This is a genomic window from Labrenzia sp. C1B70 (assembly GCF_000475395.1).
Classification (GTDB): domain Bacteria; phylum Pseudomonadota; class Alphaproteobacteria; order Rhizobiales; family Stappiaceae; genus Roseibium; species Roseibium algicola.
On sequence record NZ_AXCE01000062.1, the window covers coordinates 159,251 to 173,714 of the forward strand.

The following is a 14,464-nucleotide window of genomic DNA, read 5'->3' on the forward strand; positions in this document are numbered from 1 at the left end:
GAATGAAAAAAATGCGCAATATGGAGCCATGTCAAACCGCTGGCTCTATCTGGCCCTGCCACCGTTCCTGCTCGTGGCTGTCGCCTTCATGCTGGTTCAGCTCTTCATGGAGCTGGATGAGGACAGCGTTGACAGGAAGGCCGCCGAGCGGCTGACGCTTTATCGCCAGACGATTTTGGGCGAATATCAGAAGTACCGCTATCTGCCTTACATGATTGCGCGGGATCCCCGCGCAACGTCAGCGCTGGGCCTTGGCCAGCCATCGGAAAGCGCCAATCGGTTCCTGCAGGAAATGGCCGAAAATTCAGGCGTGGATCTGCTCTATGTCATGAATGCCGAAGGCACGACCCTGGCGTCCAGCAACTGGCAGGAAGACTTGTCGCTGGTCGGCCGCAACTACGGTTTCCGGCCTTATTTCTCAGCCGCCATTGAAGGCGAGGAAGGTCGCTTCTTTGCAATCGGCGCGACCTCGGACGAGCCGGGCCTGTTCCTGGCACGGCCGACGCCGGTCAGCGGCAAGCCGGTTGGTGTGGCTGTGGTCAAGGTGGACATGGGCCCTCTGGAAGAAGCCTGGGCCGAAGGTGGTGAGACCGTTTTTGCCTCTGATGCAAATGGCGTGATTTTTCTGTCGAGCCAGCCCGATTGGCGCTACCGGACGCTGACGGCGCTGCCGCAGGAGGTGCGCCAGATGATCGAGGCAACGCGCCAGTATGCCGGCCGGGAATTGTCCCCGGTCAGCGATAGTCTGGATCAGGAAAGACAGCAGCTTGTCATCGACGGCAAGAACTACCGGCACAATTCGGCGGATGTCGGCCTGCTTGGCTGGACCTTGCATTTCCTGGTCCCGGTGGAGGAGACCCGCAAGAGCGTGCTGCCGATCTGGGCGGCAACCATTTCGCTCTGCCTTGTCTATGCGGTCATCGTCCTTGTGCTGCGCGGTCGGCGTCTGCGCAAGGCCTCCGCGTTGCTGCGTCAGGAATCGGCCGGACTGAAAGAGCTGAACACCCGTCTGGTGGAGGAGATTCAGGAGCGGCGACGTGTCGAGAAAGAGCTTCTGGAAGCACAGCGCGGCCTTGCCCGCTCCAGCCGCCTTGCAGCCGTCGGCGAGATGTCCGCGGCAGTCGTGCACGAACTCAGCCAGCCGCTTGCGGCCTTGCGCATGTTCGTGGCTGGAACACGCAAGTTCCTGGAAAAGGGCGACACGGAAACCGCCTCGGAAAACCTTGACGAAATCGATTCCCTGCAGATGCGTATGGCCAGCCTCACGCAGGAACTGAAGCGCTTTGCGCGGCCTGGTGAAAGCCGTATCGAGAAGATTGACCTGACAGAAAGTGTCCGGACCGCTGAAAAGATCGTGCGGCCCCGGTTCGAAGAGACCGGCTGCCTTTTGAAACTGGACCTTCCGCCCGATCCGCTGGAGGCGGAAACCGCACCGCTCAGGATCGAGCAGATCTTGGTCAATCTCTTGCGCAACGGTGCCGATGCAACGGCGGGCGAAGAGGCCGGTGAAGTCAAACTGCACGCGGATCGGCAAGGGACAGAGCTGGTGCTGGCAATTTCCGATAACGGCCCCGGCATCCCGGAGGACCTGAAGGAACGGATCTTCGACCCGTTCTTTTCCACCAAGACCAGCAGCGGGGGCATGGGGCTCGGCCTTGCCATATCGATGCGGCTGGCGGAGGACCTTGGCGGCAGCTTGTCAGTGCGCGCAAACACCCCCAAAGGTGCGATATTCGAATTGCGTCTGCCTGCCTTGTCCGGCGAGAAAGCCAGTGAAAGAGCCAGTGACAGCGCCGGTGACAGGGCCTCCGGCACCAGGTCCGAACGGGAACCAGAAGCCGCAGAATGACCGACCTTTCCCAGAAGATTCCAGTTCTCATCGTCGACGACGATCCGTCCATGCGCGCGGCCCTGCGGCAATGGATAAGACTTGCAGGTTTTGAAACCCATGAAGTTGCAACGGCAGGTCAGGCGCTTGCCAGATTGTCCGCCGAATTCCGGGGTTGCGTCGTTTCGGATGTGATGCTGGACGGGGAAGACGGCGTCTCGCTTCTGCGCAAGATCGGGGCGCTCGACGCGGATCTTCCAGTGGTGCTGATTACCGGTCACGGCGATGTGCCGATGGCGGTCGAGGCGATGCGGGCCGGGGCCTATGACTTTGTCGAAAAGCCGTTCGATCCAGATTTGATTGCCGACGTGGTTCGCCGGGCGTGCGACAGGCGTGCACTTGTTCTGGAGAACCGTTCGCTGCGCACGCAATTGCTCGATAGTGCGGGTCTGGAAAGCCGCCTGATCGGCAATAGCCCCGCCATGCAGGCCCTGCGCCAGCAGATCCTGCATTTCGCTGCAACGGATGCTGCGGTTCTCATTACCGGTGAAACCGGCACAGGCAAGGAAGTGATTGCCCAGGCATTGCATGATTTCAGCCCGCGCAAGGACGGGCCTTTCATGGCGATCAACGCGGCAGCCCTGCCGGAGGCCATGGTGGAAGCGGAGCTGTTCGGCCATGAGGCCGGCGCTTTCACCGGTGCAGACAAGCAAAGGACAGGAAGGATCGAGGCGGCAAGTGGCGGCGTCCTGTTTCTGGACGAGATCGTCTCCATGCCGCTGGCGTTGCAGCCGAAGCTGTTGCGCGTGCTGCAGGAGAAAAAGGTAGACCGTATCGGCGGCACAAGACCCGTCGATGTCGATATCCGTCTGGTCAGCGCCGCCAATGTCGACCCCAGGGAAGCAGTGCGCAGCGGGCGGCTGCGCGAGGACCTGCTCTTCCGGCTGAATACGATTGAGCTGCGAGTACCGCCACTGCGCGAGCGAGGCCGTGATGCGCTCCTGCTGTTCGACACGTTCCTGAACCGCTTCGCCGTCCAGTATGGTCTGGATGCCCCGGCCACAAGCGCCCGCGACGAGGCTTTCCTTCAAACCTATGGCTGGCCGGGAAACGTCCGGGAGTTGCGCAATGCCGCCGAGCGCTTCGTGCTCAACGCACCGGTTACGCCGCAGCCGCTGGAAGAACTGGTGACCGGCAAGCGGGAAACGGGACCGGTTCCCGTTGGAGGTGGCCTGAAGGAGCTGATGGACGCCTATGAGCGCAACCTGATCGAAGGTGCCTTGCGTCGTCATGGTGGGCGGATGGCCGACGTGATGCAGGAACTCAACCTGCCGCGGCGAACGCTCAACGAAAAAATGACCCGCCTCGGCCTCAGCCGCGATCAGGCGAATGCCGAGACTGTCGAGGGATAGGCATTCCTGAGAGCATTCACCCGAGCGATGCCCCAACATCAAGCCAAATCCTGAGGAAGCGCGTGAGCGCTGTTTCGAAGGACGGGCCGCTGGCTCCCGAGTGTGCTGCGCATCCTTCGATACGGACCTGATGGTCCGCCTCAGGATGGAGGTAATCGGGAAATGAGACGGCGGTTCGAAGCTGGCAGACAAGCTCCCCACATCAACCCGAACCGGCGGAAATCCGCCGAGGGTATCGGGCTATCGGCAAGATCTTGCCGAGGTGCACTGCAGCAAATGGAGGGTGGGGCGGAAAGAAGCATCGATTTCCTGCCGGAAAGTGTTGCCAGCAAGAACTGGCACGGGTCATGCTACAGGCTCATCGACTTGGCACGGGCTTGTGCGCGGAGGTGTTCAGGCCGAGCTGTCAAGGAAATGAGCAAACATCTTGGGAGGATTGCATGCTCTTTTCACTGAAATCCGCAACCGCTGTATCCGCGGCTGCGCTGTCTCTGGTATTCGCAACCGAAACCTTCGCCGCCGACGTAACCTGGAACGTGTCGCTCTGGGGCAAGCGCCGTGCGTTTACCGAGCATGTCGAAAAGCTGGCCGAAGAAGTGGCCGCAAAGACCGACGGCAAGTTCGAAATCAAACTGCAGTACGGTGAAGCCCTGTCGAAGTCTCGCGAGAATCTCGACGGCATTTCCTTCGGTGCGTTCGAAATGGCGCAGATCTGCGCCTCCTATCACCCGGACAAGAACCCGAGCTTGACGGTTCTGGAACTGCCGTTCCTGGGCGTGAAGGACCTTGACCAGGAAATCAAGGTGTCGATGAAGCTCTATGAGCATCCCGCCGTGAAGGAAGACCTTGGCCGCTGGAACGCTCAGGCTCTGATGCCTTCGCCAATGCCGCAGTACAACTTTGCTGGCAAGGGCGATGTGCCGAGCTCGATTTCCGACTTTGACGGCATGCGCGTGCGTGCCCTTGGCGGCATCGGCCAGTTGATGGAATCTGTCGGCGCGGTGCCGACCTCCGTGACCGCTTCGGAAACCTATCAGGCGATTGATTCCGGCACGGTGGCGGCTGCCAGCTTCGCACCGCATGCGCATCTGTCGTTCAAGGTGGTTGAAGTCGCCAACTGGTGGACCAAGAACCTGAACCCGGGAACCGTGCAGTGCCCGGTGATCGTGAACATCGACGCTTACAATGCCCTTCCGGACGACTTCAAGGCAGCTCTCGACAGCTCGGTTGAGCCGGCCCTGGCGCATTACCTGGAGACCTATGACAAGGTCTACGAAAAGTGGTGGCCGGAACTGGAAAGCCGCGGTGTGACGCAGGTCGAGTTCTCCGATGCCGAACTGGCTGCCTTTGCCGAAAAGGCCGGTCCGATCCAGGCCGCCTGGGTGGAAGAGCAGTCCGCCAACGGTCTGCCGGCGCAGGACATCCTGGACATGGTCAAGTCGACCCTCGCGGAATAAGCCCGGCAAGCCTGGACTGTTTCACACTCTTCCCGGCGCAACCTGCGCCGGGAAGCCAATGCTCGGGGCTTAACTCATGAACACAATCGATCCCGGAGGACGTTCCGTTTCGGAGCGCCCGGTCACCTATATCCGCTTCGACGGCTGGCTCGCTCACGTCGAGAATGCCTTCAACCTGTTTGCCGCAGGAGCCATCCTGGCCTTGATGCTGCTGGCCGTCCTTCAGGTCGTCGGTCGCCTGGGCTTCAACACCCCGGTACCCGGCTTCATTGACATCACCGAACAGGCAATGGCCATCTTCGCCTTCGCCGGTATTGCCTATTGCCAACGCGTCGGGGGCCATATCCGCATGGAGATCGTGCTCGGCCGGCTCAGCGGCCGGACGCTTTACATCTGCGAAATGCTGGGTGTCATCCTGATCGCCTTCACGGTCGCGCTCCTGATCTGGGGCTCCTGGTACCATTTCGACCGGTCCTGGACGATCGGCGACAGCACCATGGATATTCGCCTGCCGACCTGGCCGTCCAAGCTGATGGTTCCGGTCGCGCTCAGTCTCCTGTTCCTGCGCCTGTGCATGCAGATCTACGGGTACGCCCGTCTGGTCGTGAACCCGTCTCGTGAAGCCTATTGCGTGCCGATGATCGAGGGTGTCGAGGAACACGCCAAACACGAGATCGAAGAAGCCTTTGGCGATGACGTGGAAGAAGGAGGCGCGCGATGACGCCGTTTGAAGTTGGCCTCCTGATGACCGGCGTCCTGCTGGTCCTCGTCGTCCTGGGTGTGCGTGTGGCTTTTGCCGCGGCCTTTACGGGACTGGTCGGCCTTATCGTGCTGTTCTCCCTGAAAATGGGGTTCTCGAAAGGCTTCTTCGTGGCCTTGCAGATGGCCGGCACGATCCCGCATTCCAAGTCGGTCACCTATGCCCTGTCGGTGCTGCCGACATTCATTCTGATCGGCTTCCTGGCTTTCTACGCCGGGTTTACCAAGCAGCTTTTCGAAGCGGCAAAGCGCTGGCTGGGCTGGCTGCCGGGCGGCATGGCCGTGGGCACGGTGTTCTCCACTGCCGGTTTCGCAGCCGTATCAGGTGCATCGGTAGCAACAGCCGCGGTCTTTGCGCGTGTCGCCATTCCCGAAATGCTGGCCGCCGGATATTCCAAACGACTGTCGGCTGCCGTCGTTGCCGCCGGTGGCACGCTGGCCTCGCTCATCCCGCCGTCCGCAATTCTGGTGATCTACGCCATTCTGGTGGAACAGTCGGTCGGCAAGCTCTTGATCGCCGGTTTCCTGCCGGGCGTGTTCTCGGCATTGATCTACGTCGGCATCATCGTGGCCGTTGCCGCCTGGCGTGGCGATGCACCACCGGTCGGCGGCTTTACCTGGAAAGAGCGCTTTGAAAGCGTGCCCGGAACCCTGCCGATCATCGCCGTCGTCGCGATCATCTTCTGTTCGTTCTTCTTCGGTCTGGCCACCCCGACCGAAGCCGGTTCGCTCGGAGCCTTCGTGGTGCTGGTCGTTGCGTTCATGAAAGGAATGCGCACCAAGCAATTGGGTCAGGCCTTGCACGAGACCGCGAAACTGACGGTGATGATCTTCACCCTGATCTGGGGCGTGCTTGTCTACGTGCGGTTTCTGGGTTTTGCCGGCCTGCCGGACGCCTTCAAGGACTTCATCGTCGCCCTGGATTATTCGCCCTGGGTGGTGATGGTCTGCATCCTCCTGGCTTACGCCGTTCTCGGCATGTTCATGGATGCGATCGGCATGCTCATCCTCACGCTGCCAGTGGTCTATCCTGCGGTGATGGCGCTGAACGGCGGTGAAGGCGTGTCGGCTGCCGACAGTGCGTTCGGCATGTCGGGTGAGGCCTGCTCGATCTGGTTCGGCATTCTGGTGGTGAAGATGGCGGAACTCTGTCTGATCACACCACCGATCGGGTTGAACTGTTTCGTTGTCTCGGGAGTGCGGCCGGATATTCCGGTGCAGGAAGTCTTCCGCGGCTGCGTACCGTTCTTCGTCGCGGACGTCCTGACCATCGCAGGCCTTTTGGCATTCCCCTCGATCATCACCATCCTGCCCGAGCTGATGGCCTGACGGGAAAGCCGAATTCAAGAAAACAAAACGCCGCCGGAAGGTCTTTCCGGCGGCGTTTTTTGTTGCAGGCCGGGGAATTGCCCCGGGTTCGGGTTAATCGAAGATGTGAGCCTGGCTCTGCGGCGTATCGAACCGGTTGGGTCCCTGTGTGCCGGAGAAGAACATGTTGGCGAACCCCTGACAGAGGGCGAAGAGACTGCCGACAATCGGGATGAACCAGACGAGCAGCCAATAGCCGGACACATCCCTGTCGTGAAACCGGCGAACCTGAACGGAGAGGTTCGAAATGGAGAACGGCAGGATCAGCAACCACATGGTCAGTCCACTTCCGCTTGCCAGCAGTTCGTCCGCGTTTGCGTAGTATTGAATCTCGTTTTCGATCGCGGTGAAATAGGCAAAGATGACCGCGACCATCATGATCAGGTTGAATGTGCCGATACCCCAGTAACCGAGCCTGCCGATGCGGCCGTTGAAGCTGAAAAAGAAACCGAGGAACTGCATCACCGCATCGATGATGGAAAGACTGCTGTCGCCGGCAACCTGAACGGCGGCGCCTCCGGCGCGCGCATACCCGCCGGCGCTCGAAGCATAGGCATTGTTGCCCGAATAGCCGTTCTGGCTCGGGCCCCACTGGCCCTGACCTTGCGGGTCCAGTCCACGTTTTCCAAATTGCTTGCGCTGCACAGGCATGAGTATCCCCCGTCCGAAAATTACTTGTCAGAACGAAGGTGACCTTACGCGAGCCAAGCTTAAGATTGACGTAAGGGACGTGGTTAAATCTTGGTGAAATTGCGGAGGGTTTTCTACCCGTTCAGAACAGGCTGCCCTGGCTGGTTGCCGGTCCCTTGCCGGTCGCCGGTTTTTTCACTTTGGCAGGCTTCGGGCCGGCGCTGTCGCTGAGCGCGACGGCGTCAACCGTACCGTCCGCCAGTTCGATGGCAAGGGCTGCACCAGACGCGATCGCTGCCGCCGAGCGCACCGGCTGGCCGCTGTCGTCGCGCACCACGGCATACCCGCGTGCAAGCACATCCTTGTAGGAAAGCGACTTCAGAAGTTTCTGCAAACCGTCAAGGCGCGCTTTTTCCTGCGAAAGACGGGCAAGATAGGCCCGGTCAAGCCGGTTACCCAGACCGGACAGGCGCTCGGTCCCGAGCGTCGTCTGCTGGGCGAGCCGGGCCGGTGTCAGCCGCACGGCCAGGGCTTCGAAGGCATGCCGCTTTTGCGAGACCGCGACTTGCAGCGCGCGTTGCTTCCGCTCGCTCGCTTGGACAAGGTCCTGCCGGGCTTTCGTGCTCAGGCGGGACAGGAGCAACGGTGACAGGCGTCCGGCAAAATTCTGGTAATGGGTCCGGTGCGTTCTGGTGCTCACGATCAGTGCGCGTTCCAGGCTGCTGGCCAGTGTGTCGAATTTCTGGCGCGGCAGGGCGAGAAGGTCTTGCGGCGCGGGCAGGGCGGCGCTGGCGGCACGCAGTTCTGTTCGCCGAGTGGTCACGAACCGCACCAGGCCCGAATTGAGCCTGCGGGAACGGTCGTCGACCATGGCCATAAGCTCGGCCTTTACCGGCACGGCAAATTCGGCTGCGCCTGTCGGCGTCGGGGCACGCAGGTCGGCGGCAAGGTCGATCAGCGTCCAGTCGGTTTCATGGCCGACGGCCGAGATCAGCGGGATCTGGCTGTCTGCGGCTGCACGGACGACGGCTTCCTCGTTGAAGCCCCACAGGTCCTCGATGCTGCCGCCTCCGCGGGCTACGATCAGGACGTCCGGTCGCGGGATCGGTCCGCCGGGTTGCAGGGCGTTGAAGCCGCGAATGCCGTTGGCGACTTCCGCACCCGAGGTCTCGCCCTGGACGCGGACCGGCCAGACCAGCACATGCAGCGGAAAGCGGTCGGCGATCCGGTGCAGGATATCGCGGATGACGGCACCGGTCGGCGAAGTGACCACGCCGATGACACTCGGCAAGGGCGGCAGCGGGCGCTTGCGCTCCTCGGCGAAGAGGCCTTCCGCGGCAAGTTTCTTCTTGCGCTCTTCCAGCAGCGCCATCAGGGCGCCAGCTCCTGCCGGTTCCAGGGAGTCGATCACCATCTGGTATTTCGACTGGCCCGGGAACGTGGTGATCTTGCCGGTGGCAATCACCTCCAACCCCTGTTCAGGCTGGATCTTCAGCTTGGAGGCTGCCCCGCGCCAGATAACGCCTGACAGGACCGAGCGATCGTCTTTCAGGTCCAGATAGATGTGACCGGATCCCGGCCGCGAGATCCGGCCCAGCTCGCCGCGCACACGCACGTAACCGAAAGCATCCTCCATCGTACGCTTGATGGAGAAGGAAATTTCGGAGACTGAGAATTCGGCGACGTTGGACTGGGTTTCGCTCACGCAGGTGATTCCTCTTCTGCCCCGAAAGTGGCCGTTCGGGGAGGCAGGGTCAAGGACCGTGCGGACCGCCTTTGCCCAAGGCTTGGGAAAAGAAGATACGGCTTAAGCAGGCGCGTAAGAATCGAATAGGCTGTGGAAGCTTCCACAGCCATCCGAACCGCCTTGAAACCCTCACAATCGAGCGCATACCTAAGCACCATGGCCAAATACGAGTTCAATATGCAACGACTGTTCCTGCGACATATCCTTGCCGATGGCGCACGCATAGATGCGGACCGCAGCCAGGCGAACTATCTGCTGAACGTTCTGCGCCTCAAGGATGGCGACTACGTGCTTGTCTTCAACGGCAATGATGGTGAATGGCTGGCGAAGATCGTCAGCAATGGCCGGCGCGACTGCACTTTGCAGCTGATGGAACGCACTCGCGAGCAAACCTCGGCAAATGACCTCATGTATATGTTCGCGCCGCTCAAGCATGCACGGCTTGATTATATGGTGCAAAAGGCCGTGGAGATGGGAGCTGGCAGTCTGAAGCCGGTGCTGACCCAGCATACCCAGGCCAGCCGAATCAATCTCGAGCGGATGGAAGCAAACGTGATCGAAGCGGCCGAGCAATGCGGTGTTCTGGCCGTGCCGGAAGTGCTTGCGCCCCAGCCGCTGGCGGATGTGCTTGCGGTCTGGAACGAAGCCCAGCCCGGCCGCAGGTTGCTGTTCTGCGATGAAGCGGAAGGGACAAACAATCCGCTTTTGACCCTGGCCCAGATGAAGGAAAGCGGCCCGAAGCCGCTCGCCATACTGATCGGGCCGGAAGGCGGTTTTTCCGATGAGGAGCGGTCTCTTCTGCGCAGTCTCGATTTTGTCACGCCAATTCCCCTGGGCCCCCGTATCCTGCGTGCCGACACGGCCGCTGTCGCGGCCCTGGCGGTTCTGCAGGCAACGGTGGGCGACTGGAGGTAGGGCTGTCCGGTTGTCCGGCTGCACGGAACCGTTATTCATGTTCAGGATCGCGTGACAGCGTTGGGGGAGGAGGCCTTGCTTGATCTGGTATCGCTCCTCTCCAAGGTCAGGGCAAAGCTGGGATCGGCGCCGTCGCAGAAGCCGGTTGCACATTCCCCGACGAACGGCTTGCGTTCCTGAAACGGACCGGCATGATCACCACGCACACTTCGGTGTCGTTTCCTTGCTTGCATTCTTGTTTCAAGAAACCTAAATCACCGAGGCTCAAAAGCGTTCCTCCCGGAACGCGCCGGATCACTGCGGTTTGTAGGGGGCAGCCTGACGGGCCGCGCAGTTTTTAGGACGCTTTCATGGCCCGCGATACGGTCGACTCCACCCCGATTGAAACGGTTGCGGATCTTGCCGCGACGCTCGAGGAGGGCTGTAAGCCGGAAGAGAAGTTTCTCATCGGCACCGAGCACGAAAAATTCGGCTTCTGCCTGAACGAACTGACGCCAATTCCCTATGGCGGTGAAAAGGGCGTCGAGGCCATCCTGACCGGCATGGAAAAGCTGATCAACTGGGAGCGGATCGAGGACGCCGGCAAGATCATCGGTCTGGCCGACGACCGCGGCGGCGGCGCGATTTCCATCGAGCCGGGCGGTCAGTTCGAACTTTCTGGCGCGCCGCTCGATAACCTGCACCTGACCTGCCGCGAAGCCAACCAGCACCTTGCCGATGTGCGCCGCGTGGCCGAACCGCTCGGCATCGGCTTCCTTGGCATCGGCATGACCCCGACATGGTCGCGTGCCGACATGCCGCGTATGCCCAAATCCCGCTATGACATCATGACCAACTACATGCCGAAGGTCGGCTCGCTTGGTCTCGACATGATGTACCGGACCTCCACCATCCAGGTGAACCTCGATTTCTCGTCCGAAGCGGATATGGCCCTCAAGATGCGCGTCGGCCTGGCCCTGCAGCCGATCGCGACCGCCATTTTCGCCAATTCACCCTTCACCGAAGGCAAGCCGAACGGCTTCAAATCCTTCCGCGCCCAGATCTGGACCGACACCGACCACGACCGCACCGGCGACATGCCCTTCGCTTTCGAGGAAGGCTTTGGCTTCGAGCGTTATGTGGAATGGGCAATTGATGTGCCGATGTATTTCGTCAAGCGCGGTTCGACCTACTACGACGTTACGGGCACCACTTTCCGCCAGTTCATGAACGGCGCGCTGGAAGGCAAGGTTCCGGATGCAACGCCAAATATCGGTGACTGGAACAACCACCTGTCCACGCTTTTCCCCGATGTCCGTCTGAAGAAATACATCGAGATGCGCGGCGCAGACGGTGGCCCGTGGCGGCGCATCTGCGCTCTGCCGGCACTCTGGGTCGGCCTGCTTTACGACAAGGGCGTGCTCGATCAGGCCTGGGAACTGGTCAAGGACTGGACCCAGGAAGAACGCGCGGCTCTTCGTGCAGGCGTTCCCAAAACCGCCCTGCAGACACCTTTCCGCTCAGGCACCGTTCTGGATGTCGCCAAACAGGTGCTTGCCCTGTCCCAGGAAGGTCTCAAGCGTCGCAATCGCCTGAGCGATGGCGATCTGGACGAGCGCGTGCATCTGGCTCCGATCGAGGAAGGCCTCGCCTCCGGCATGTGCCCGGCAGACGTTCTGCTGCAGCGCTATAACGGTTCCTGGAAGGGCGATATCAGCCAGGTCTTCCGCGACTACGCCTACTGAATAAACTTCGCCCGCAGCATCAAGTTGTGGGCGACCGGCGCTGTCCGCAAAAGGCCTGAATTGACCTGAGGCCCGCGAAGCGTCACTCTGTCTGTGATCGGTCTTTTTTCTCAAGGCCTTGCAACAGCGTGAGCGGAGCGACGCAAATGACTGGCAGCGAGACGGGAGCTCCTCCCTTCGACATCTTTTCCTTGTCGGAAGATGTGCGCAACCGCTTCGGCTGGTCGAATGAAGACCTTAGCCGGGTGATGGAGCAGCTCCTGCCTGCCGCGCTCAACGGTTTCCGCTACTTCGGCAGCACGGTACCGGGCTTTTCGGAGTTCCTCGGGCAGACGTCGCCGCTTGGCGCAGTCGCGCAAAACCCCTTTGCCGGCTACGCAGGTCTGTTCCAGAGTCCGTCCGATGCGGCCCTGACACCCTTTTTCGGGCCTGAAGCTGTTCAAAAGGCGCTTGCCAGCCAGATTTCCGGCCTCACAGGCCTTCAGCGCGATGCCATCCAGGAAATGATGCCCGTGGCGGCGACGCTTGCCATGGGGCAGATTGCCAGGCCCTTTGTCCACGGTGAAGCTCGTAACCTGCTTGACGCCTATCTGCGCGGCTTTGCCAGAGGCCGGCCGAAACCGCAGCCGACCCCGGTCGACTACCTGCAAGGCTATGCCGAGGCGATGCAATCCTTCTGGGGCGCGTTCCTGCAACCGGCCAGCATCGTTACGAAATCCGCCTCGCCAGAGCCTGAGCCCGAGCCGCAGGAAGAAGACTTGCCCCCGGACGACGAGCCGGATGCCCCTGAAGGCAATGCGTCCGAGTTTGAGGAAATGGTGTCGAGCTGGATGTCCGCCGGCCGTGATTTCCAGTCCAACCAGTTCAAGGCTTTCGACAGTTTCTTCGAAAAGGCCGCCAAGGATTTCCGCGACGTTTGAGCCGTCTTCAGGCTTGGGCCGCCCTTAACGCTTTTTGCAAAAAAAAGACCCGCCGGGGAGGCGGGTCAGGTTCGTCAGCAAGGCTTGCCGACAGGGGCTGCAAATGAGGGGAGGTCAGCCGAAAGGTCAGGCCGCCAGCTGGCGGGTCTTGCTTTCGGTCACGAGTGTCATCATCGGCTTGTCCTGCGCCGAATTGGCGGCGCTATAGCCGATGGTCTCGCGGAGCGCTGAAGATCCGTTCACCAGGGATGTCGGATCGGTATAGAACGGTTGGGCCAATGCGCGTCGAACGTCGCTCCGCGTCAGGCCGATGTCCTTCAACTGCTCGTCGGACCAGTCATTCAGTTCCGCGAACTGACGACGGTTTTTGGACACACGCCATACACGGGCAACCATCTGCCCGAAGAGAGCGAAGAACGGGGTGCTTGCTGTATGTGTCATGGCAAAATTCTCCTGTTGGCGGACGGAGGGATTCCGACTGCCTGTTCCGAGCCTGATTTGGCGTCGCTTGTTGTGGAACATCCCCTATGTGGACTGTTTGCTGCTATTAATCCAACGAATGTTTGTGATTGAAATTATCACTTTCTGTGAAGTCAAAATCCCCAAAGCGCTTCGATTCAAGCAAGGCGGCCGCTTCGCGAAATCATTTCCCCTTTAAATGGATGCCATGTTAAATATGAGCATCCTTTATCAGTGAGGCGCTCATGCTCGACCTGGATCAGCTCCGGACCTTTGTGGCCATTGCCGAAAGCGGCAGCTTCACCAAGGCGGCGGACAATGTGCACAAGACACAGTCGGCGGTGTCGATGCAGATGCGCCGTCTGGAGGAGCGGATCGGCAAACCGCTCTTTGTCCGGGTTGGCCGGCAGTCCCGCCTGACCGAACATGGCGAGCGTCTGCTTCACTACGCGCGCCGGCTCGTGCAATTGAACGACGAGACGCTTGCCGCTTTCGATGACACGGAACTTGCCGGGCTCGTGCGTCTGGGCACACCGGACGACTACGCAGATCGGTTCCTGCCGGAAATTCTGGCGCGCTTTTCCAGGTCCAACCCCAAGGCGGAGGTCAGCGTCGTCTGCGCGCCGACACCCAATCTGGCCGACATGATCGCCGAGGGTGAGCTGGATGTCGCGATCATCACCCACGTACAGAAGCGCGGTCGCAAGAACGTTGATCTGGTACGGCGTGAACCTTTGCTCTGGGTTGTCTCGGCCCGCCACGCGGTGGAAAACGAGTCGCCCCTGCCTCTGGCGCTGGGGCGCGCTACCTGCGACTGGCGCCGGGCTGCGATCAATGCGCTCAGCGATCAGATGCGCGAACATCGCCTGCTTTATTCAAGCTGGAACTCTACGGCAGTCGGCGCTGCGGTCCTGGCCGGGCTTGCCATTTCCGTTCTGCCGGAATCTGCGCTTCGGTCCGGCATGCGGGTCCTGACGGAAGCCGAGGGTTTCCCGAAATTGCCCGATTGCGAAATAGGTATCATGCGGTCCTGGCATAACAATTCCAGGGTCACGGATGCCCTGGTCGAGCACATTGTTTCATCGCTCGACAACCTTTCGGTTCCACTCGCGGCCGAATAGTTGCAGGCGAACGGAATTCCCGGAACGATTTCAAAATCTTACCTAGAGTATTGTTTTGTCCTGCTGGCCAAATATCGATTGAAGTGTAAGAAGTTGTGATGTATCTTTAGTAAATCAATTCGAA

Annotated in this window: 12 protein-coding genes; 9 read left to right on the plus strand and 3 right to left on the minus strand. The window is 60.6% G+C overall.

The genetic code is table 11. The features are described from left to right. Nucleotides 1–28: 28 nt before the first annotated feature. The 5 genes from Q666_RS61655 to Q666_RS61675 all read left to right on the plus strand — a co-directional run bounded on the left by Q666_RS61655 (nt 29) and on the right by Q666_RS61675 (nt 6,785). Nucleotides 29–1,849 carry an ATP-binding protein gene (locus Q666_RS61655; RefSeq protein WP_023002124.1) on the plus strand — a complete coding sequence of 607 codons (1,821 nt, stop codon included), beginning with the start codon at nt 29–31 and terminating at the stop codon, nt 1,847–1,849. Further along, entirely contained in the window at nt 1,846–3,240 is a 1,395-nt protein-coding gene (locus Q666_RS61660; RefSeq protein ID WP_023002123.1) for a sigma-54 dependent transcriptional regulator, read from the plus strand. Before Q666_RS61655 ends, Q666_RS61660 begins: the two co-directional genes overlap by 4 nt. A 440-nt stretch (nt 3,241–3,680) precedes the next feature. Next, the gene (locus Q666_RS61665) at nt 3,681–4,697 is read left to right on the plus strand and encodes a C4-dicarboxylate TRAP transporter substrate-binding protein (protein ID WP_023002122.1); all 1,017 of its coding nucleotides are present in this window, start codon (nt 3,681–3,683) and stop codon (nt 4,695–4,697) included. A 76-nt stretch (nt 4,698–4,773) separates the two neighbouring features. Beyond that, nucleotides 4,774–5,418 carry a TRAP transporter small permease gene (locus tag Q666_RS61670; RefSeq protein WP_023002121.1) on the plus strand — a complete coding sequence of 215 codons (645 nt, stop codon included), beginning with the start codon at nt 4,774–4,776 and terminating at the stop codon, nt 5,416–5,418. Continuing rightward, nucleotides 5,415–6,785 carry a TRAP transporter large permease gene (locus Q666_RS61675; protein WP_023002120.1) on the plus strand — a complete coding sequence of 457 codons (1,371 nt, stop codon included), beginning with the start codon at nt 5,415–5,417 and terminating at the stop codon, nt 6,783–6,785. Before Q666_RS61670 ends, Q666_RS61675 begins: the two co-directional genes overlap by 4 nt. 93 nt (nt 6,786–6,878) lie before the next feature. Here Q666_RS61675 and Q666_RS65280 read toward each other — a convergent pair whose 3' ends face one another. Together Q666_RS65280 and xseA are read right to left on the minus strand one after the other, a co-directional pair. Then, nucleotides 6,879–7,475: a DUF805 domain-containing protein gene (locus tag Q666_RS65280; RefSeq protein ID WP_023002119.1), complete on the minus strand. Its 597-nt coding sequence runs from the start codon at nt 7,473–7,475 to the stop codon at nt 6,879–6,881. A 121-nt stretch (nt 7,476–7,596) separates the two neighbouring features. After that, nucleotides 7,597–9,159 carry an exodeoxyribonuclease VII large subunit gene (gene xseA, locus Q666_RS61680; RefSeq protein ID WP_023002118.1) on the minus strand — a complete coding sequence of 521 codons (1,563 nt, stop codon included), beginning with the start codon at nt 9,157–9,159 and terminating at the stop codon, nt 7,597–7,599. Between the two features lie 198 nt (nt 9,160–9,357). Between xseA and Q666_RS61685 the strand changes: the two genes are divergently transcribed. The 3 genes from Q666_RS61685 to Q666_RS61695 all read left to right on the plus strand — a co-directional run bounded on the left by Q666_RS61685 (nt 9,358) and on the right by Q666_RS61695 (nt 12,760). Then, nucleotides 9,358–10,116: a 16S rRNA (uracil(1498)-N(3))-methyltransferase gene (locus Q666_RS61685; RefSeq protein WP_023002116.1), complete on the plus strand. Its 759-nt coding sequence runs from the start codon at nt 9,358–9,360 to the stop codon at nt 10,114–10,116. Between the two features lie 350 nt (nt 10,117–10,466). Then, a complete protein-coding gene (locus tag Q666_RS61690; RefSeq protein WP_023002115.1) occupies nt 10,467–11,840 on the plus strand; it encodes a glutamate--cysteine ligase in 1,374 nt (457 codons plus the stop codon). A gap of 146 nt (nt 11,841–11,986) precedes the next feature. Further along, nucleotides 11,987–12,760, plus strand: coding sequence for a DUF937 domain-containing protein (locus Q666_RS61695; RefSeq protein ID WP_023002114.1), 774 nt, complete (start codon nt 11,987–11,989; stop codon nt 12,758–12,760). Between the two features lie 126 nt (nt 12,761–12,886). On the opposite strand, the gene Q666_RS65285 is transcribed toward Q666_RS61695, so the two are convergent. Beyond that, nucleotides 12,887–13,201, minus strand: a complete 315-nt coding sequence (locus Q666_RS65285) for a DUF1127 domain-containing protein (protein ID WP_023002113.1) — start codon at nt 13,199–13,201, stop codon at nt 12,887–12,889. Nucleotides 13,202–13,464: 263 nt separating this feature from the next. Here Q666_RS65285 and Q666_RS61700 point away from each other — a divergent pair, with 263 nt between their 5' ends. Beyond that, the gene (locus tag Q666_RS61700) at nt 13,465–14,340 is read left to right on the plus strand and encodes a LysR substrate-binding domain-containing protein (RefSeq protein WP_006935582.1); all 876 of its coding nucleotides are present in this window, start codon (nt 13,465–13,467) and stop codon (nt 14,338–14,340) included. Nucleotides 14,341–14,464 lie beyond the last annotated feature (124 nt).

Bases quoted from the DNA above. Each gene is read 5' to 3' on its own strand.
- Q666_RS61660 (WP_023002123.1), top strand. From the start codon at position 1,846: ATGACCGACCTTTCCCAGAAGATTCCAGTTCTCATCGTCGACGACGAT.
- Q666_RS65280 (WP_023002119.1), bottom strand. From the start codon at position 7,475: ATGCCTGTGCAGCGCAAGCAATTTGGAAAACGTGGACTGGACCCGCAA.
- Q666_RS61670 (WP_023002121.1), top strand. From the start codon at position 4,774: ATGAACACAATCGATCCCGGAGGACGTTCCGTTTCGGAGCGCCCGGTC.
- Q666_RS61695 (WP_023002114.1), top strand. From the start codon at position 11,987: ATGACTGGCAGCGAGACGGGAGCTCCTCCCTTCGACATCTTTTCCTTG.
- Q666_RS61665 (WP_023002122.1), top strand. From the start codon at position 3,681: ATGCTCTTTTCACTGAAATCCGCAACCGCTGTATCCGCGGCTGCGCTG.
- Q666_RS61675 (WP_023002120.1), top strand. From the start codon at position 5,415: ATGACGCCGTTTGAAGTTGGCCTCCTGATGACCGGCGTCCTGCTGGTC.
- Q666_RS65285 (WP_023002113.1), bottom strand. From the start codon at position 13,201: ATGACACATACAGCAAGCACCCCGTTCTTCGCTCTCTTCGGGCAGATG.
- Q666_RS61655 (WP_023002124.1), top strand. From the start codon at position 29: ATGTCAAACCGCTGGCTCTATCTGGCCCTGCCACCGTTCCTGCTCGTG.
- Q666_RS61700 (WP_006935582.1), top strand. From the start codon at position 13,465: ATGCTCGACCTGGATCAGCTCCGGACCTTTGTGGCCATTGCCGAAAGC.
- Q666_RS61685 (WP_023002116.1), top strand. From the start codon at position 9,358: ATGGCCAAATACGAGTTCAATATGCAACGACTGTTCCTGCGACATATC.
- Q666_RS61690 (WP_023002115.1), top strand. From the start codon at position 10,467: ATGGCCCGCGATACGGTCGACTCCACCCCGATTGAAACGGTTGCGGAT.